16 protein-coding genes are annotated in these 18,736 nt (G+C 39.9%); 5 read left to right on the forward strand and 11 right to left on the reverse strand.

Going from position 1 to position 18,736, the window contains the following annotated elements; all coding sequences use genetic code 11:
* Positions 1-434: 434 nt before the first annotated feature.
* Both xseA and xseB read left to right on the forward strand, forming a co-directional pair.
* Positions 435-1,667, forward strand: coding sequence for an exodeoxyribonuclease VII large subunit (xseA, locus tag UYI_RS0104820; RefSeq protein WP_016865542.1), 1,233 nt, complete (start codon positions 435-437; stop codon positions 1,665-1,667).
* Positions 1,668-1,708: 41 nt separating this feature from the next.
* Positions 1,709-1,948: an exodeoxyribonuclease VII small subunit gene (gene xseB / locus UYI_RS0104825; protein WP_016865543.1), complete on the forward strand. Its 240-nt coding sequence runs from the start codon at positions 1,709-1,711 to the stop codon at positions 1,946-1,948.
* A gap of 46 nt (positions 1,949-1,994) precedes the next feature.
* On the opposite strand, the gene UYI_RS37930 is transcribed toward xseB, so the two are convergent.
* The 7 genes from UYI_RS37930 to UYI_RS0104865 form a co-directional block, all read right to left on the reverse strand.
* On the reverse strand, positions 1,995-2,168 hold the full coding sequence (locus tag UYI_RS37930) for a hypothetical protein (RefSeq protein WP_016865544.1): 174 nt from the start codon (positions 2,166-2,168) through the stop codon (positions 1,995-1,997).
* 63 nt (positions 2,169-2,231) lie between these two features.
* Positions 2,232-3,233, reverse strand: a complete 1,002-nt coding sequence (locus UYI_RS0104835; RefSeq protein WP_016865545.1) for a glycosyltransferase family 2 protein — start codon at positions 3,231-3,233, stop codon at positions 2,232-2,234.
* A 397-nt stretch (positions 3,234-3,630) separates the two neighbouring features.
* Positions 3,631-4,908: an ABC transporter ATP-binding protein gene (locus UYI_RS0104845; protein WP_016865547.1), complete on the reverse strand. Its 1,278-nt coding sequence runs from the start codon at positions 4,906-4,908 to the stop codon at positions 3,631-3,633.
* Positions 4,909-4,910: 2 nt separating this feature from the next.
* On the reverse strand, positions 4,911-5,771 hold the full coding sequence (locus UYI_RS0104850) for an ABC transporter permease (protein WP_016865548.1): 861 nt from the start codon (positions 5,769-5,771) through the stop codon (positions 4,911-4,913).
* A gap of 148 nt (positions 5,772-5,919) precedes the next feature.
* A complete protein-coding gene (locus UYI_RS0104855; protein WP_016865549.1) occupies positions 5,920-7,410 on the reverse strand; it encodes an asparagine synthetase B family protein in 1,491 nt (496 codons plus the stop codon).
* A 36-nt stretch (positions 7,411-7,446) separates the two neighbouring features.
* Positions 7,447-8,520 (reverse strand): glycosyltransferase family 2 protein, encoded by a 1,074-nt coding sequence (locus tag UYI_RS0104860; protein ID WP_016865550.1) that lies wholly within the window; start codon positions 8,518-8,520, stop codon positions 7,447-7,449.
* Between the two features lie 77 nt (positions 8,521-8,597).
* Positions 8,598-9,887 (reverse strand): glycosyltransferase, encoded by a 1,290-nt coding sequence (locus UYI_RS0104865; RefSeq protein ID WP_016865551.1) that lies wholly within the window; start codon positions 9,885-9,887, stop codon positions 8,598-8,600.
* 331 nt (positions 9,888-10,218) lie between these two features.
* Between UYI_RS0104865 and UYI_RS0104870 the strand changes: the two genes are divergently transcribed.
* A complete protein-coding gene (locus UYI_RS0104870) occupies positions 10,219-11,763 on the forward strand; it encodes an FAD-dependent oxidoreductase (RefSeq protein ID WP_016865552.1) in 1,545 nt (514 codons plus the stop codon).
* Position 11,764: 1 nt separating this feature from the next.
* On the opposite strand, the gene UYI_RS0104875 is transcribed toward UYI_RS0104870, so the two are convergent.
* The 4 genes from UYI_RS0104875 to UYI_RS0104890 form a co-directional block, all read right to left on the reverse strand.
* Entirely contained in the window at positions 11,765-12,391 is a 627-nt protein-coding gene (locus UYI_RS0104875) for a class I SAM-dependent methyltransferase (protein ID WP_016865553.1), read from the reverse strand.
* Between the two features lie 11 nt (positions 12,392-12,402).
* A complete protein-coding gene (locus UYI_RS0104880) occupies positions 12,403-13,149 on the reverse strand; it encodes a phytochelatin synthase family protein (RefSeq protein WP_016865554.1) in 747 nt (248 codons plus the stop codon).
* A 207-nt stretch (positions 13,150-13,356) separates the two neighbouring features.
* Positions 13,357-14,253: a glycine betaine ABC transporter substrate-binding protein gene (locus UYI_RS0104885; RefSeq protein WP_026085743.1), complete on the reverse strand. Its 897-nt coding sequence runs from the start codon at positions 14,251-14,253 to the stop codon at positions 13,357-13,359.
* A 156-nt stretch (positions 14,254-14,409) separates the two neighbouring features.
* Positions 14,410-15,696: an aspartate aminotransferase family protein gene (locus UYI_RS0104890; protein ID WP_016865556.1), complete on the reverse strand. Its 1,287-nt coding sequence runs from the start codon at positions 15,694-15,696 to the stop codon at positions 14,410-14,412.
* 141 nt (positions 15,697-15,837) lie between these two features.
* Between UYI_RS0104890 and UYI_RS0104895 the strand changes: the two genes are divergently transcribed.
* Both UYI_RS0104895 and UYI_RS0104900 read left to right on the forward strand, forming a co-directional pair.
* The gene (locus tag UYI_RS0104895) at positions 15,838-16,902 is read left to right on the forward strand and encodes a potassium channel family protein (protein WP_016865557.1); all 1,065 of its coding nucleotides are present in this window, start codon (positions 15,838-15,840) and stop codon (positions 16,900-16,902) included.
* A gap of 597 nt (positions 16,903-17,499) precedes the next feature.
* Positions 17,500-18,729, forward strand: coding sequence for a transaldolase (locus tag UYI_RS0104900; protein WP_016865558.1), 1,230 nt, complete (start codon positions 17,500-17,502; stop codon positions 18,727-18,729).
* Positions 18,730-18,736 lie beyond the last annotated feature (7 nt).

Here is an 18,736-nt window from a genome sequence, read left to right on the forward strand (position 1 = left end):
TAGCGCGGGCTGATCAATAATTGCTAGGACTGGGGATTATACCATTTTGGATTTTAGAATGGGACATCTAATCTGGGTATAGGTTCTGTAGATCCTGTTGCAATCATTTCTAAAATTGGTATTTGGTATTAAATTTTGTATTGTCTATCTTGGTTATTATGCAACATGTAGTAGCTAGATGCCTGCTCAAATGCTAGTACAAGCATATTTTTACGTTTATTTACAGAACATTGTTGACTGATATCTTACACCAGTACAAGTCCCGGAACGAATCCAAAATCCGTCTTGAAAAGCTTTGAGGTTCCCTCCGGGACGCTGCTTTGTAGACGCCCGCAGGGCGGCTTCAAGGTTAGAGTACGGAGGAAACCTCCGCACCCTTAGGGAAGCCACTTCGTGTCTACAAACTTTTCGCAAAATCTAAAATCCAAAATCGAATGACTGCTGATTTTACTGACTTTTTGATTCCTGATACAGCTGTTAGCGTCGCTGGTTTGACTGACTATATCCGCTTGCTACTAGAACAAGATGAACAATTACGGCAAATTTGGGTAATTGGAGAAGTTTCTAGTGCTAACAACCACCGCAGTGGCTTATTTTTTACTTTGCAAGATCCTGATGGCCAAGCAGCAATTAAATGTGTGGTATGGAGTGGGCAATTACCTAAACTAATGCAAAGACCAACTGTGGGTGAGCAGTTGATTGTTTTGGGCAGTATAAGGCTATACCCAGCACGGGGTGAATATCAACTTTCTGTTTGGCAAGCTTTACCTGCTGGTGTGGGTTTGCAGGCGCTACGTTACCAACAACTGCGAAACCGTCTAGAAGCAGAAGGATTACTTGATCCACAAAGGAAGCGATCGCTTCCTTCTCATCCCCAAACAATTGCTGTTGTCACTTCACCCACTGCTGCTGCTTGGGGGGATATCCAAAAGACTCTCAAACAAAGATACCCTGGTTTACATGTTTTATTTTCTCCTGCGACAGTTCAGGGTGAGCAAGCACCGGAGTCTATTGTTAAGGCTATTGAACGGGTAGAAAGAGATGGACGAGCTGAGGTGATCATTTTATCGCGGGGAGGGGGTGCGGTGGAGGAATTGGCTTGTTTTAATGATGAGCGGGTAGTGCGAGCAGTGGCTAATTGTACAATTCCTATCATTACTGGAATTGGGCATCAAAGGGATGAGTCTTTGGTAGATTTAGTTGCAGATGAGAATGTGCATACTCCCACTGCGGCGGCAGAACGAGTTGTTCCGGCACTGGCGGATTTATATAATCAGCATCAACACAGAGTTGTGAGTTTGCAGCAAGCTGTGCAACGGGAGTTAGAAACGGCTGATGATCAACTGCAAGGACTGCGAGAACGTTTGCAGCGTTTACGGTTGGATAAGCAGGTACAGCAACAAATGCAGGCGCTGATTTGGCAACGTCAGAAATTGGTGCAAATTACGTCTGGTAAGTTACAACAAGCTACTCAACATTTGGAGATGTTACGACAGAAGTTAACAACTCTTGACCCCAAGGCTGTGTTACACCGTGGTTATGCGGTAGTCAGGCAAGAAGATGGGATGATTGTTCGCAATGCGAGTGAGTTAGCTATGGGGCAGGAGTTGGTGATACAGTTGGGTCAGGGTGAGGTGAAAGTAAGGGTTACGGGTAAAAAAGAGTAAGAAGTTTAAACCACAGAGACGCAGAGGACGCAGAGAGTTTGATGGCTAGACGTGCTAATTCTTCTAATTCTAAGTCTGTAGAGGCTGAGGTCTGGAATTATGAGGCGAAGGTTGCTGAGATAGAGGGTATTATTGATCGGATTGAGGGGGGTGAGTTGGAATTGGCTGATGTGTTTGAGCAATTTGCTCAAGCTGTTGAGTATTTGCGTGAGTGTGAAAGTTTTTTACGTCAGCGACAACAGCAAGTAGATTTGTTGATTGAAACTTTGGATAATAAGTAGTTGGGGATTTGGTTTGAGTAATTGACTGTAGATGCTACGAGTTGAGTCAGTTGTTTGTAGAGGTTGAGGTAACTATTGATACTGGCTGTTCTATTTCACTGATAGGAGCGGGTTTCATTTCGCCGCGAAAGTCTAGTATTTGTACTAGAAGCAGGTAAGCGATCGCTAAAATCAAAGAAAAAACGCCTGTAATAATTGCGACAATTTTTGAACGATTCATTTGTATTTCCTATATGAAAGTTAGAACGAGAGAGCAGCCTCATTGCGTTCTATTTTCTACTAACTATGATATTACACTGAATTTTCTTTTTGTGTTGAGCAAGTATTGATTCAGGGAACTGATAATTTTTTTGAGAAACAACATTATAAAAAATATTCTTTCTGTATGTCTAAATCCAAAAACATTTTGAATCAAATTATATGCTGTTCGTTGACTGTTATGTTTAAAATCAGGAGATAATATTAAAGTTTTTTCCAAGAATTGCAGGTACATTCCATAGTCAACTTTTAATGATTCTCGTGCCAGTTCAAAATAAGATAAAGCTAATGCACAACGATACTTAATTGTTAATTGGTTTGACTGTATTAGCTTGTTTTGTGCTTTTTGTAATACTAAACTTTGGGATTCTATCCAACGAGATTTGCTACAAGTGGAAACTGTCACATTGCCGTATCTTCTATACACTGAATAGCAACCTGGTTGATATACTACTTTGGCACCATTCATTACTACTGATAAGAAAAAATCTCGATCCTGTGCAGCTGATAAGCTTTCATCCCATCCACCACTGTTTTCGATGGCGCTTCTTCTGTAGAGTAAAGAAGCAACCGCAGTCCACCAATTTGCTAGTAACGACTCAAGAATATCAGCTTGTGTTGCAGCAATTTCTATGCGACCTAAAAAACTTGTTCCATCTGAATTGTGATATTGATGTCTCCAATCACCATAAACAACATCTGCTCCAGTCGTTTCTAAATAACTTACTTGTCTGGCAATTTTTTCAGGTAATATATAGTCATCTGCATCTAGGTACTGGATATACTCTCCTTTTGATATCTGAAAGCCATAGTTTCTGACATGATTTCCGCCTTGATGAGGTAGAGATTTCCAGATAAGTTTATCACCGTAGCTTTTGATAATTTCTAATGAATTATCAGTTGAACCATCATCAATAACAATAATTTCGAGATGAGGATATGTCTGCTGTAAGCAGCTATCAATTGCTTCCTGCAACCATTTTTCTGCATTAAAACAAGGAATGATTATTGAGACAAGTTTTGGCATTTGTATTTGACTGGATGTGTTGGAATATATTCATCAATAATTAAAACCACAGAAATAATATGGTTTTGAAATTATGCAAGATACAGTTAATATTTTGAATATAGCAATGGTTAAACCAGGAAATATAAATTTTTCCATAAAATATTTTTGCGATTGCAATATTTAATGGAAATCATGTTGATATGATTGCTCGTGTCCTTTGATTTCTCATGAAGAGATGTTAACGAACATATCCAATATCATGTTCGTTTGAATGCTTATACTGTCACGTAGGCTGGTAATAGGTAATAAGAAAAACCAATGATCAACAACGAAGCATAAGATTGTAAGCAACTAGCTAAACTTAATATAGTACTATTAAAAATTTGACACAATAAACGCTTGGTTGCAGTACTATTTAATTCATAACTTTCCATTCTCGGGGTTGATAAAATAAAGATTGACTAGTAATCGTATTTGATTTCACTGTAAATCTAAAAGATTCGACTGCATCAAAAGAGTAAGCACCTTCTTTAATAAAAACTTTAGTATTGTAGACACCAGGATTCAAACAGCAAAAAGGCATATACATTTGTAGTTCATTTTTGCCTGGTAAGACCTCTAAATACTCATTATCGTTGGCAGCAGTGAGATATAAGATCCGTCCATTTTCTCCACCAACATCTGTAATTGTGACGCATAAATTAGCATTAGTTACTCTCCGATGTGCTTTGCATTCTACACATAGAGAAATAGACTCACCACTTGTAGGTGTTGCTACAATATTGCCTTGTGCATCTTTAAAATATACAGAAGTAATATCTATACCTGTGCTTTCACTCTCAGATTTATCCGGCAAAACCAAATAACCTGGAGATTTTTCTGTCCCAGCTAGACACAAATCTTCTTCATATTTACGCACTACAGTATCTATATCGCCGGTAGTAATTAATTTACCTTTTGATATATACACTGCCGAAGTACAGACATTTAAAATAGCTGGTGGATTATGAGAAACTAAAATAAAAGCAGTGCCGTTATCTCGAAGTTTAGCTAGTCTGCGATGGCATTTCATTCTAAACTTAATATCTCCAACTGCTAAGACTTCATCAATTAGTAAAATGTCTGGCTCTATATGGACAGCACAAGCAAATCCTAGTCGTGCTGCCATACCAGAACTATAGGTTTGTACAGGTGCATCAATAGCATCAGCAATTTCAGCGAAATCTATGACATCCTGAAATCTTTCTTCAATTTCTTTTGTAGATAGACCCAAAATTGACATATTAGCATAAATATTTTCTCGCCCTGTCAAAATTGGATTAAACCCTGCTCCTAAGGCAATTAATGGTGCTATTCTACCTCTAACTCTGACTCTGCCAGTATCGGGCTTAATTAAGCCACTAATAATGCGTAGTATGGTACTTTTACCAGCTCCATTTGAGCCTATTAACGCTAGTGCTTCTCCTCGTCTTAATTGAAAGCTAATATCTTTCAGTGCCCAAAATTCTTTTGGTCTTAAGACATCACTGTTTCTATTGACGCCAAACAGTTCTGTGGTGATATCTTGCACACCATATAATAAAGATTTTTTTAAGTTTCTACAAAATTTTTTAGAAACATTCTCTACTGAAATTACTACCTCAGAATCGTCTTGAGGCTGGATAGAAATCTTTTTTTCGATTAAATCAGTCATGATTAAGAACTTACTCTTTCAACTACGAAAGGCATGGCAAGACGAAAAGCGATCCAAGTCAGTAGTAAACCAATAATAGTAATTGTACTGACTACCCAAAATCCTAAAGGTTCTGATACTACTCCTGTGGTTGCTAACTCTCGAGTTGTGACTAATAGAGGAGTTACAGGATTAAGCTTCACTAAATATCCAAATGTTCCTTCGTTAGGAACTGCATAGACTACTGGAGTTAAAAATAGCCAAAATCCTGTGATTAAACTTAGCCCTTTGGATATATCTTGATATAAAACTCCAAAAGGGGCTAATAAAATACCAATGAATGTTCCTAGTAAAACTAGGTGAATTAATGCTACTGGCGCTATAATCACCGTCCAACTTACGGAAACACGAAAAAATATAAATAATGCCACTATCAAAATTGTTTTTATGCCAAAGTTAAAAAACACTTCGCCTAGCTTTGCTAAAATCAGTGCTTCTCGAGGGAAATTAACTCTGGCTAACATTGGCTTGGCAACTGTCACGGCTTGCACTGGGCCGTTTAATGCTTCTACAAATGTTTGCCACAGAGCAGTGCTGAACATGACGTAAGCTGGATAAGGTATATCTGTCACCCCGACATTAATAACTTGGGCATTATTGGCAAGGGTAAAACTAGCTGCCATGACAATAGGGGGTAAGAAAGCCCAGGCTATTCCTAAAAATGATTGACGGTACTGGGCACTAATATCACGTACCATTAGTCGCCAGGCGAGTTCACGAGAAGCGAGTAAGTCTCGCCACATTTGTTGGAGTAATCGGAGGGGATGTTTCAGGCTACTTTCTGGTGTATGAATCACCTCAGGTAGCTGATGTTTTGAATGCATGTTTGGCTTCAAAGTTTTTCACCCTACTACACTGTATTAATTGCCAATCACAGGTGGGTGTTATCCACTTTTCTATTGACTGAGATATTGTCAATTTAGACTGTGATGTGGCAAGATTTGGATTTTTATTTACTGACAATAAAAAAGACTACCGCGATCGCAGTTTTCTGGCAACGCTTCGGGGTATATATAAAGGGTCATATGAAGATTTGATGATGATTGCCCGGAGTCTGCCAAAATATTTGTCACTGGGGTTGCAAGGGTAACAAGATAGATGAGGGACAGCTTGAGAAATCAAATCGAGCTGATACTTGCCATTGAGGCGACGGTTTTCGGCAATACTAAGCATTAAAGCATAGGTGCGAGCAGCGTTAACAATGGGGATTCTCTGGATATTACTAAGGTCATACAATTGTTCTTTGGAACTTTGCCAGCCGGCTAGGCGTTGTTCGATGTAAAACCTGTCTCGCCAATCCATATGTGCTTGGGGAGTTTGCTTCACCCATTCTAACCACTGACGTATACCTGCGATCGCACTTGAGTTCAACGGTTCGCCATAGGTTTGGGCAATTTGTTGGGTGCAGATTTCGGTGTCGTCTATGGTATTAGGCAGAGAATTACGCCACATTGCTTTACCCACTTCCATGCACCAACCACCAACAGAAATTCCCTCTAGGGAATCTCGTACACTTTGGAGAAAAGGCAAGGCGTCACCCTGTGAAACATGTCCTGCGCTATGTTCAGTAACGAGATGCTGACGGTTGGCTTGACTGTTGCGTCCATGCAAAAAGATGTGCTTATATCCGAGTTTTTTTGCTAGGGTAGCTGGGAGAATGCGATCGGCTACTGACATTCTGGCAGCAATCCGGGTAAAGGGTGCGATGTTGATACCGCCACGATATGCCATTGCTAGTACTAATCGTGAATCAACACCCGCCGAAAGTCCTAACCACACTTTGCTTTGTTTTTGATAAAGTCGCCGCAGTGCTGTGATCATACTTTGGCTCAACAGTTCCAAAGCCTCTTCATAGTCAAGATCAGGATTGATTGGCGGTAGCAAAGGTCGGGGTTGAATGCTACCGTCTTTGAGTTCAATAACTTGACTAGGTAAAAGACGACTGATGTCTACAAAGCGTGAAAGTGGTGGTGTAAACCACGACAGCCCTTGTTGGTAATATAACTGCCGAGAATCAGCTTTGGGTGACAGTATATCAGCAAGTAAAGCTGGACTACTTGATACCCAGACTTGACCGTCGCGTGTTGTTCCATAAAAGCAACCGAGAAGGCCGGAGGCATCCATGTGTACCTTGCCATTACCGATTAACACCCAACGACCTGCCCAACTGGCATAGAGGTTAGGTACATCGGCGCTGGCTGTCTGAGCAATCTCTGCTAGTGGTTCGGAACGGGATTCTAGGGTTTCCACAGCCACTCCCAAGATTACCCAAGTAGTCCCGTTTGCATCGGTTGTCCAACTAGCAAGGAGTTCGGGACAATAGGAAATCCATGTGGAGGCGTCGAACTGGCAACAATGCCAGTCTTCATATACACGAAAACTTTCTGGTCCAATCACAAACTGGCGACGGTGAGGCCGCATCATTAATGGGGAATTATTAGTAAGCACAGATTCTTTTTGCATGGAGGTTGTGTCCTTGGTTTGGCAGGCACACCCTGATTAACTCTGGGATGAGGCCGTCATAGTAGATGTTGGTGGCTGTTGTGGAGGGATTTGATTTGGCGATCCTTGCAAGTATTTTTTTGCATAGCGAGAGGTAAGATAATGGTTTAACGCCTTATCTATTTGTCGGAGAATTTTCCCTACCACTCGAGAGCCAAGTTTGCCAAGGGGAAGTTTACGGACGAGGGGGTTGACAATTGTCATATCTCGCCGCCATCCTAAGCGTTTGTACTTGTTTTGGAAGTATTCATCTTCGCTCAGATTCCACTTATCACGTAAGCGTTTCAAACTTGCTAGTTCCCAAGCATCACTCCACCGCAGCATATAAAAGTGTAGGTCTGTCCATTTTAAGGGCGGGCCTGGTACATAGGTTACTAAGGATTCAGGTTCCAAGTAGACTGTACCGCCAGCCTCGTTAACCATAATACACAAATCTACGTGTTCTTTCGTATTCAACAGTCCTTCATCTAAAAGACCAATCTGATCAAATATTTCTGTGCGTACCATCATACAGTGAAACTCTGCTAACCCGGTTTGTTGCCGTTGCAGTTGGGGACGTACATCTGCTACTTTCCGTCCTTGCTTATAAATTTTTTCAATTATTCGCCGTCTGGTAGTCTCGCCTTTAGTTTCTACTTTCACACCAGATTCTCCACCTGCACAATGCACTTCTGTGTGTAGTGGTAGGTATTGACAGATGAGGGGACTAACTATAGTGGCCCCAGTTGCTTCAGCACAATCTATCAATGGCTGCAACCAACCAGGTGTAACTACAACATCGTTATCTATAAAGACAACATATTTACTGTTAACTTGACGTAAACCGATGTTTCTAGCATGGTTGGGGGAAAGGTAGTGATCAGTGCGAATTAGTTGAAATTTCTTCTCAACTGCTTGAGTTGCGAGGTAATTTTTGATGTGAGTAGGTGAACCTCCATCAACATAGATTAACTTGAAGGGGTTATTTGTGTTTTCGTAAATACTTTCCAAGGATTCACGAGTGTAGCTAAAACGCTCACGAGGAACAACGACAATAGTAACTTCTGGCTCAAGAATTTGAGATTGATTCATGGTTTCAGCCTTTTTGAAATATGCAGAAAAAAGTTAAGTGAACTGTTGTGAAGAATTTTGACTAGCCTTTATCTCTTTTAGGTGTATTTAGGACTAGCGATGGAATCTATGCTTTGCTCTGAGCATGGCTGTAATTTATCTACTATGACTTGCTGATAAATTTTTACTAGTTCATCATTGAGGTGATTAATGTCGTAATGCTTTTCTACATAAGCACGACCAGCTTTACCCATTTGTTCCCATAATTCTGGATGCTCAATTAAATAAGTTAGTTTATCTGCAATCGCATCTGCATCTCGCTCTGTAACTAATAAACCAGAAATACCATCTTGAACTAGTTCTGGAATGCCACCGTGCCGAGTAGCAATGACTGGTAAACCCATAGCCATTGCTTCTTTGAGGGTATTTACAGGAGCATCTTGATTACCATCTTTAGCGGTGACACTGGGAGCAATAAAAATGTGAGTATTATCGATAATTTGAATAATCTCTTGTTGATTTTTCCAACCTAAGAGCTTGATTTTTTCTGCCGCATCCAGTTCTGTAATTACTTGCTGCAAATGTGCTTTTAAGTGTCCATCGCCAATGATATTGTATTCTAGGTTGGGATAGGTTTTTAATACTTTGGCAACGGCACGAATGGCATACTCTATTCCTTTCTTTTCAACCAAGCGACCAGTCGTAGCAATACAGATTTTGCCATCTGCTACAGGCTTGCGTACCCGAAAAGTAAATCGACTACAATCTATTCCAGAACCGTGAACAATTATTTTCTTTTCATCACAACCTAGTTGAATTGCTCGCTGACGAAAAAACTCACAATTTGCTAGAAAAAAATCTCCTTTGAGAAACAGTTGATTGTATATTTTCTCTCCATACTCTTTGACATACCAGCTGATATCATAGCCCCGAAAAGAAGTCACTAACTTACCTTTGATCGCACCAATTTCACGATAAATTATTCCCTCGTTGCCCAGGATGCCAAATTGACAGTGAATGATATCGTATGGTTCTGCATCTAACAAAGGAATAATTGAGTATAAAATTCTTAGAACTGGTGCATCTTTGTTGAACTTTAAAAATTTGAGCGATCGCAATATTACTAATGGAGCTTTATGAAAATTTGTAATAATTAACCACAGTGCTTTGAGCAGCCGCCAAAGTTTATTATGAGGCATGTGAGGAGCATAAAAAGTGCATTTTAGCAAGTCATATTTTTCTACATCTGGATGAAATTTAGTAGTATCATCAGGTCTATAACCGTAAATATGAACTTCATGCCCTCGGCAAATTAAGCCTGTAATTTGATTCAAAATAAATGTTTCCGATATGACCGGAAATTTATTAACTATGAAGGCTATTTTCATATGCTGACGTTACCAATCACTAGCTGTTGCTCAACAGACAAACAATTTAGTTGCACTATATTACATGTACTTTTAAACCTAATTATTTTTTGCTATTCAGAAATAGTGTCAGAGACATCTTCATTATTTTTTTACAAAAAAGCAGAATAATTAAATTTTTTTTGAAATGAAAAAACTCATGCTGATAAAATACCGAGATATGATATTTGTACTGCTCAAAATCAATATTTTTTAACCGCGAAGACACAAAGTTCACAAAGGTAACAGTTACCACCCTATGCTTGTGGAGTCGCTACGATCAAAATCAGTGACTTTGCTGGAATCAAGTTCTATGTCTTTAACTGAAGAAATTCTTTCGCAATTACCAGGTGATGTTTTAGGGGGATTGCGTCGTAGCGATCGCATTTTATCATCCATGAGAGAAGGTAAAGTTCCAGTACCGACGGTAGTCAGAGAAAATCAACAAGAGTTGGGTGCTGTCGATTGGGATATTTTAATTTGCGGTGGTACTTTAGGGATTTTAATTGGCTGCGCCCTTGCCCTGCAAGGATTGCGGGTAGCATTGATAGAACGGGGTAGATTGCGGGGGAGAGATCAAGAATGGAATATTTCCCGTAAAGAATTGCAAGTATTCTTAGAATTATCTCTATTAACAGATGCAGAATTAGAAAAAGCGATCGCTACAGAATACAACCCTGCCAGAGTTGGCTTTGATAACCGCGTCGAGATTTGGGTAGAAAATGTATTAAATATTGGTATAGATCCAGTGTATTTACTGGAAACTTTAAAACAAAAATTTCTGGCAGCTGGTGGAAATTTATTTGAAAACACACCTTTTGTAGAAGCGGTAGTTCACCCAGATGGAGTGATAGTCAACAATCAATACAAAGCTAGGTTGTTAATCGATGCAATGGGACACTTTTCTCCCATTACCCAACAAGCGCGACAAGGACGAAAACCAGATGCGGTGTGTTTGGTAGTTGGTAGTTGTGCCCAAGGTTTTCCAGAAAATCACACTGGCGATTTAATTTTATCTTTTACACCGATTCAAAAGCAGTGCCAATACTTTTGGGAAGCTTTTCCTGCTAGAGATGGCAGAACTACTTACATGTTTACCTATATGGATGCAGATCCACAACACATAGGATTAGAAGCTTTGTTTGAAGAATATCTGCGCTTCATGCCAAAATATCAAGGTGTGGAATTGTCACAACTAACATTCCAACGGGCGCTATTTGGTTTCTTTCCCTCCTATCGTCAAAGCCCACTGCATACACCTTGGAGTCGCATTCTCCCCATCGGAGATAGTAGTGGAAATCAATCTCCTTTAAGTTTTGGTGGCTTTGGGGCGATGGTGCGTCACTTGTACAGATTAACCCAAGGTATTCATGAAGCACTGCAAACTGATCAACTATCTGCTAATGCGTTAGCACTACTGCAACCATATCAACCTAGCTTGAGTGTAACTTGGCTATTTCAAAAGGCCATGAGTGTTGGTGTCAATCAAAAAATTGCTCCTGAACAAATTAATGAGTTGCTATCAGCAGTATTTTCACAAATGCAACAATCGGGTGACATGGTTTTAAAACCATTTTTACAAGATATCGTACAGTTTCCTGCCCTAACACAAACCTTATTAAAAACAAGTGTTGCCCATCCAGGTATTGTTGCTAAAGTTATCTCCCAAGTAGGTTTACCAGCCTTATTAGATTGGATGGTACATTACGGAAATTTAGGCGTATATTCGGCGCTATTTTGGCTCAGTCAAAGATTAGAACCTTGGGAGAAATATTTACCCAACATTCCTAAATACTATTGGCATCGCTGGGTTGATGCTTGGAAATATGGTTCTGGTGGTGATTATTTGGATGAGTAGCTTAAGTCTTTTTGCTAGCTGTAGCTATCATTAATCCCCAGAGAATATCGAAACGAACTCTTGTTGAACGACGAATCACAAAATTACTATTTTCAAGCAAGTGGTGAAATTCAGCTTGGGTGTAACACTGCTTATGAGCCGGATCAAAAATCTTAAGTATAATATCGCAAATTTTACAAAGCAAATAATCTCTACACCAATCCAGAATGATAACTTTACCTTCAGGCTTAAGGACACGTCTCATCTCTGTTAATGCAGCAGCTGGTTCATCAAAGTAATGAAATGAATTGGCAGATACAATCACATCGAAACTATTGCTGGCAAATGGTAATGCTTTTGCAGTCGCGGTATAAAACTCGACTTGAGGGTAAGGACTACATTTTTGTTTAGCTATTGCCAGCATCTTCTCTGAAATATCTATTCCAACAATGTGTTGTGTTGAATGTTCACTCAACAGTAACCTTTCAAACTCACCAGTGCCACACGCCACATCAAGTACACTATCCAAGGGTGATATCTCTGCCCAGGTTTTGAGAAAGGACAGTGTCTTAGAAATATAACTTTTCCATCGGAGATCGTAAACGGCTGCTACTTGATCATATTGGTTGCGAACTGTGTTTTCAATCATCTTTTAACCTTTCACCTGACATTTTCTCCTTTACTAACAAATACAAACCCCCGGGTTTTACCTGAAACTGCATCAATAGTATTCATTGCCTTCCACAAGTCTGTTGTCTTTACCCAAACAGGCGGATATTTGTAACGGGATACATCCATAATTAAAAATCTATCTGTTTGTTCATTGTAAGCAGCTAACGGGGAAATATGTCCGCCTTTTTCTTGTCCAATTTCTTTACGTAAATAGTTCACTAAAATCAAATTACCAGGCTGTTTTAAATTTTCTGCTGCTTGTTTACGAAACTTTTCTAAGCTAGTATCAGCAGCGTGGTAGACTTGTACTTTAACGCCGTAACTTGCTAGTAGTTGCCCCATTTGGTTTAATGTCATTCCCATACGAGCAACAACTTCAGGACTGATAACTTTTCGTGTCGCTTCGTTGTTAAAAAAGTTTTCCTGAGTAAATACTTTATACGGTTTATATTCGGGTGCTTCCGGTGCAGGAACTCCCAAACTATTCAGCACCATAACTATGCTGGCAACTCCACAGTAAGCTTGATTATTTTGAGTGACAAATTGTGTGCTGAGAGGAAAGAAGTCTTGCCGAGAACGACTGTTAATTAATAGTTTTTCCCCTTCGGGTGTAGTAAAGCCAATTAAATTTGGTGTCAAAGTTAGAGTTTGGGCAATAGCACTGCCACTAGTAGTGTATATTCCTAAAATTAGAGTGTTTATGGTTGTTGGAATAATATGGAGTTTAGAAAACATAAACTAAGTTTGCTGTGAATAGTATGATTTTATGTCTGATGTGAGTTAGTGGTGGGGGAGGAATGGTTTTGAAATATCGAACACAGATGCACACCGATAAACACAGATAGTCTATCGGTGTGCATCTGTGTTTATCTGTGTTCGTTTACCCAAAAATACTTTGTCATTGCTGCGAAGTTAGATTAGACGTATTTCAGTTTAAAATCCTCATAATCCTTTCGATTTTCTAAACTCACTCACAACTTCTTTAATATCACGCAACTCCCCTTCAACTAAATAATTCATTTGCTGCATTTCGTCAGCTGAAATCTTGCCACTAAGTTGGGATATAGCAGTTCTTAACTTGGGATACTTTTGTAATGTTTGTTGACGTGCGATCGCTACTGCTTGGTAAGGTGGAAAATACTGTTTATCATCCTTTAGCACTACCAACCCTAACCGAGATATTTGACCATCAGTGGAATTACCATTAATCATATCAACTTGTTTTTGCAATAGCGCCCGATATATTAATCCTAAATCCATAATCCGGGGAGATTGAGCAAAACGTAAATTATAGGTTTTGGCTAAACCTGGAAAACCATCTTCTCTTTCCATAAATTCATAACCAAAACCACCCCGCCATTGAGGTGTATATTGAGCAGCTTCAGAGAGAGTTTTCAGATTATAGCGCTTTGCATCTTCACCACGTATCACCATCGCAAAAGTATTTTCAAAACCCAAAGGTGGCATCACTTCTAAATTAAATTTCTGGGCGTAGGCTTGTTTTAACTTTTCATAAACAATTTTTGGATCTTTAATATCTTTCTGTTTTAATATAGTTACAAATGCTGTACCTGTGTACTCTACATAAGCATCGATTTTGCCAGCAACCAGAGCATTATGAGTCACCAAAGCACTAGTAAAACGGCGTTGCTCAACTTTTAAATTAGTTGTAGCTGCTATTTGTTGTGCTAAAAGTTCGCTTAAAATATCTTGTTCAGTAAAACCTTTAGAAGCAACAACAATATCCCCTCCAACACTACTTATTTTCCCTGTTTGGCAACTAGCTAGTGTAACTATTAAAGCAAAACTTAAAAGGCATAATGCTAAAAATCTTTTCATAAATCTGTGTTTATCTTTTCTTGGTGTCTTAGTGTCTTCTTGTTGCAAAAATGGTTTTTTCACTACAAAGACACAAAGACACTCAGAATAAAACTATTTGTAGTAAGCGCTGTAGACGCGAAGCGGCTTCAAGGCAGAGTAGCGCTTACTACGAACTTATGAGACAGTTACACTTGCCATTACTTTATCAACAATCTGCAACGCCGTATCTACTTCTTTTTCACTCACAATTAAGGGTGGTACAAACCGGATGACTTTAGCCCCGGCTGGTACAAGTAACAAACCTTCGTTAATAGCTGCTTTGACGACATCGCCTGCGGTAAGTTCAATGTCTGCTTTTAATTCCATACCGTTGATTAAACCCCAACCGCGTACATCAACGATGTGATTTGGATATTTGCTAGCCAACACTCTTAAACCAGTTCGCAGTTGTTCACCCCGTTGTTGAACATTCTGTAAAATATTCTCTTTTTCTAAGGTTTGGCAGACAGCTAAAGCCACACCACAGGCCAAAGGATTGCCGCCAAAGGTGCTAGCATGTTCTCCTGGTTGGAAGACATCGCAGAATTTTTTGCTGATCATTGCGCCAATGGGAACACCGCCACCCAAACCTTTGGCACTGGTAAAGATATCCGGTTCTACGCCAAGATATTCATAACCCCATAACTTGCCACTGCGCCCCATCCCGACTTGCACTTCATCGAAAATCAGTAAGACGCCTGTCTCATCGCAAATTTGCCGTAATTTCTGGAAGTAGTCGACATCTCCCGGACGAACTCCGCCTTCTCCTTGTAATGGTTCAATCAGAATCGCAGCAACGCGGTAATCACCTTCATCCAATTCGCTAATTGCTGCTTCTACCGCTGCAATATCGTTGTATGGTACATAGTGGAATCCCGGTACTAAGGGATCAAAGTTCTTTTGATACTTCGGCTGGCCTGTGGCGGTAATAGTTGCTAGTGTTCGTCCGTGGAAGCTGGAGTGAGTGGTGAGAATAATAGGACGTTCGATTTGCAACAGTATATGTGCGTATTTACGCGCTAGTTTAATTGCAGCTTCGTTTGCTTCTGCCCCCGAATTGCAGAAAAACACGCGATCGCCACAGGAATGCTCAACTATCCATTTTGCCAATTCTCCCTGTTCAGGGATGTAGTATAAGTTAGAAACGTGATGCAGTTTTTGCATCTGTCGTGTCACCGCTTCTACCATTGCTGGATGAGCATGTCCTAAGGTACATGTGGCGATTCCTGCGACAAAATCGAGATATTCCCGTCCTTGGGTATCCCAAACGCGGCAGCCTGCACCTCGTTCCAAAGCGAGGGGAAACCGCCCATAGGTAGACATAACAACTGCATCAAAACTATCAGCATCAAAGGCGCTAGATAATGCAGAACCTGACTCTGAAGTAATGGGGTGTTGTTGAACAAGAGTTTCTAGGCTCACCTGCTTAGCTCCCTAAATTCTTTATTGTAGGGTGATTCACTGGTCTGATAGAAATCTGTCAAAATTTCTTATCTTTACCTCATACTTCATCTTAAGCTGTCACTCAGTTATCCTCAAAACGAGTGGCGATGGTGAATAATTGTGTACTCAACTCTGGAACAGAAATATCAACGCATCCAAAAAGAGTTAATGGCAGGGGCAATTGCTCTTGGTGGTGTCTTTCTGATTGGTACTCTATGGTACGCCCTAGTTGAGGGCTGGTCATGGCAAGATGCAGCATATATGACAATCATCACCTTAGCTACTGTGGGCTATGGTGAAACAAGACCACTAGGCGATCGAGGACGATTATTTACCATCGCCCTAATTTTAATGGGGGTAATCACTATCGGTTACATCGTCAACCGATTTACAGAAGCAGTCATTCAAGGCTACTTTCAAGAAGGAATTCGACTTCGACAAGTGCGGCGGGCAATGGAATCTTTATCAGGGCATTACATCATCTGTGGATTTAGTCGGACTGGTCGACAAATTGCCACAGAATTTCAAGCAGAAGGCGTCTCTTTTGTGGTTATTGACTCTGATGTTGAATCTGTACGGAAAGCACAGGAGCAGGGTTATACTATATACCAGGGCGATGCTACGTTAGATGAAACCCTCATAAGAGTAGGTATTGAAAGAGCAACTTGTATAGTTGCAGCCCTTCCTTCTGATGCAGAAAATTTATACATAGTTTTATCCGCAAAATTTTTGAACCCAGGCATTCGAGCGATCGCCCGCGCTAGTACAGAAGAAGCTTTGCAAAAGTTGCAACGCGCTGGTGCAGATGCTGTTATTTCTCCTTATATTACTGGTGGGAAGCGCATGGCGGCGGCTGCCCTCAGACCCCAAGTTATGGACTTTGTGGACGGAATTATCTCAGGTACAGACCGACAGTTATACATGGAAGAATTTTTGCTTGATCCAAAAGTTTGTCCAGTGGTAGGAATGACTTTAGGACAAGCTAGGTTGCGAGCGCAAACAGGTGCATTAATACTTGCTGTCCGGCGCAATGATGGCACTCTCATCGGCGGTCCCACTCCTGATACAGTATTTATGCCCGCAGATGTGTTAATTGCTATGGGTACACCAGAACAACTGCGCGCCCTCAATCAACTTCTAGGGCCAATTGGTTCTAAGCAGTTACGGAGACCAAAAAAGATTTAGTACCTTTTGCCTTCTTTATTGATAAAGTTTCATCTTGAAATTTTGATATTCAATGGCAGATAAGCCAGTTAACTTAATTAAGGGAAAATCATTAAATCTTTACATTATGAAAATATTTTTACTATTCCAAATTAGTATTGACTAACTGCTTGGATTGATAGTATTCCGATGCCAAATTAACTAAATTTATTTTGAAATAATTATTTATTGGTTTATTCTCAAAGTTCTGAATTTCAGAATAATTAACTTTTTATACATCTTTAAACAATAAAAAGTAAATGCTTAAGTGGCTTATCTGTTCTTGCATTCAGTTTCAATATTCATCAAAAATTACAATATCTATCAAATAGATGATTATCAAAAATCAGCAATGCTGGTAGGCTGTTTGATAGCAGTCTCACGCAAGCTAGTAAGTTTAGTTTTTTAACCTTTGTCTACTAGATATTTATTCCTAACCTACTATATTAATCACTTATGACAAAGATAAATATATTCAACAGATAATCAGTGAAAAGCTTTAACTAAAAGGATTTTTAACTTTTGTAGAGATGCGATGAACTGCGTTTCTACAAACTTTTGACTTTAGGGTATGGAAAGATGTCTAAAACTTGGCTAGAGCAACTACAGCAAATAACCATTGTGGTTGCAGATGCGAGGGATATCAGAGCAATTGAAAATTTGAAGCCGCAAGATGCTATAACCAATCCTGCTTTGATTACTGCTGCTGCTCAAATGCCTGAATACGAAGATATATTTCATCAAACTTTGTTGCAAGCAAAGCAAGATGCAGATGCAGGAGCAACAATTGATCAGATTGTGTCTTTAGCAGTAGATTGTTTGCTTGTGTGGTTTGGACAGAAAATTCTCCAAACAATCACAGGTCGAGTATCAACAGAAATTGATGCGCGATTGTGCTACGATACGGAAGCAATCATTGCCAAAGCGCGTTATCTTGTTTCTCTGTACGAAGCAAATAATATTTCTAGAGAAAGAATTTTAATGAAAATTGCCTCTACTTGGGAGGGCATTCGTGCAGCTGAGGTTTTAGAAAAAGAAGGGATTCATTGTCATTTAAACTTACTATTTGGTATTCATCAAGCGATCGCCTGTGCGGAAGCTGGTGTGACTTTAGTTTCTACTTTGGTAGGGCGAATTGGAGATTGGTTCAAAAAAGAATCGGGACGTGAGTTTTATCCAGCCGCAAGAGATCCGGGAGTTCTATCAGTCAGCCAATTCTATAACTACTATAAAAAATTTGGCTATCAAACCCAAATTATGGTGGCTGGCTTTCGTAACATTGATCAAATTGCAGAATTAGCAGGTTGTGACTTACTAGCAATTTCACCCGTGCTGCTGGAAAAATTGCAATCCACAACAGGAGAATTGCCACGTCAACTTGTTCCGGCTCATGCTGCCGAAGCTCATTTCAGAAAAATACATGTTGATAAATACACTTTTTACAATATGCATGAAGCCGATCGCATGGCATACCAAAAACTAGAAGAGGGAATTGTTGGTATGTCAAAAACACTGGTTGCTCTAGAAAAACTTTTAGCACAATGGTTGGAATGTTTAGAAAACAAGTATATAAATAGCTGTAGCTGTCTCAGTTTAGGAAACATCTTTCGAGTCTACGACTTCGACGGTGATGGCTTCATCAGTCGTGAAGAGTGGACAGGAATCGATGCAGTATTCGATGCTCTAGATGTAAATCATGATGGGATCATCACTCCTGAAGAAATGGCAGGTGGATTAGGAGTAGCCTTTCACTTGTCATTCAATTCACTTCAGGTCTCCGACAAAAGGTGTGAGATCAAAAATTTATAGGGGAAAT

The organism is Fischerella muscicola PCC 7414 (genome assembly GCF_000317205.1).
GTDB classification, from domain to species: domain Bacteria; phylum Cyanobacteriota; class Cyanobacteriia; order Cyanobacteriales; family Nostocaceae; genus Fischerella; species Fischerella muscicola.

Bases quoted from the DNA above. Each gene is read 5' to 3' on its own strand.
- UYI_RS0104835 (WP_016865545.1), bottom strand. From the start codon at position 3,233: ATGCCAAAACTTGTCTCAATAATCATTCCTTGTTTTAATGCAGAAAAA.
- UYI_RS0104860 (WP_016865550.1), bottom strand. From the start codon at position 8,520: ATGAATCAATCTCAAATTCTTGAGCCAGAAGTTACTATTGTCGTTGTT.
- UYI_RS0104855 (WP_016865549.1), bottom strand. From the start codon at position 7,410: ATGCAAAAAGAATCTGTGCTTACTAATAATTCCCCATTAATGATGCGG.
- UYI_RS0104885 (WP_026085743.1), bottom strand. From the start codon at position 14,253: ATGAAAAGATTTTTAGCATTATGCCTTTTAAGTTTTGCTTTAATAGTT.
- UYI_RS0104850 (WP_016865548.1), bottom strand. From the start codon at position 5,771: ATGCATTCAAAACATCAGCTACCTGAGGTGATTCATACACCAGAAAGT.
- UYI_RS0104880 (WP_016865554.1), bottom strand. From the start codon at position 13,149: ATGTTTTCTAAACTCCATATTATTCCAACAACCATAAACACTCTAATT.
- UYI_RS0104845 (WP_016865547.1), bottom strand. From the start codon at position 4,908: ATGACTGATTTAATCGAAAAAAAGATTTCTATCCAGCCTCAAGACGAT.
- xseB (WP_016865543.1), top strand. From the start codon at position 1,709: ATGGCTAGACGTGCTAATTCTTCTAATTCTAAGTCTGTAGAGGCTGAG.
- UYI_RS0104870 (WP_016865552.1), top strand. From the start codon at position 10,219: ATGTCTTTAACTGAAGAAATTCTTTCGCAATTACCAGGTGATGTTTTA.
- xseA (WP_016865542.1), top strand. From the start codon at position 435: ATGACTGCTGATTTTACTGACTTTTTGATTCCTGATACAGCTGTTAGC.
- UYI_RS0104900 (WP_016865558.1), top strand. From the start codon at position 17,500: ATGTCTAAAACTTGGCTAGAGCAACTACAGCAAATAACCATTGTGGTT.
- UYI_RS0104865 (WP_016865551.1), bottom strand. From the start codon at position 9,887: ATGAAAATAGCCTTCATAGTTAATAAATTTCCGGTCATATCGGAAACA.
- UYI_RS0104875 (WP_016865553.1), bottom strand. From the start codon at position 12,391: ATGATTGAAAACACAGTTCGCAACCAATATGATCAAGTAGCAGCCGTT.
- UYI_RS37930 (WP_016865544.1), bottom strand. From the start codon at position 2,168: ATGAATCGTTCAAAAATTGTCGCAATTATTACAGGCGTTTTTTCTTTG.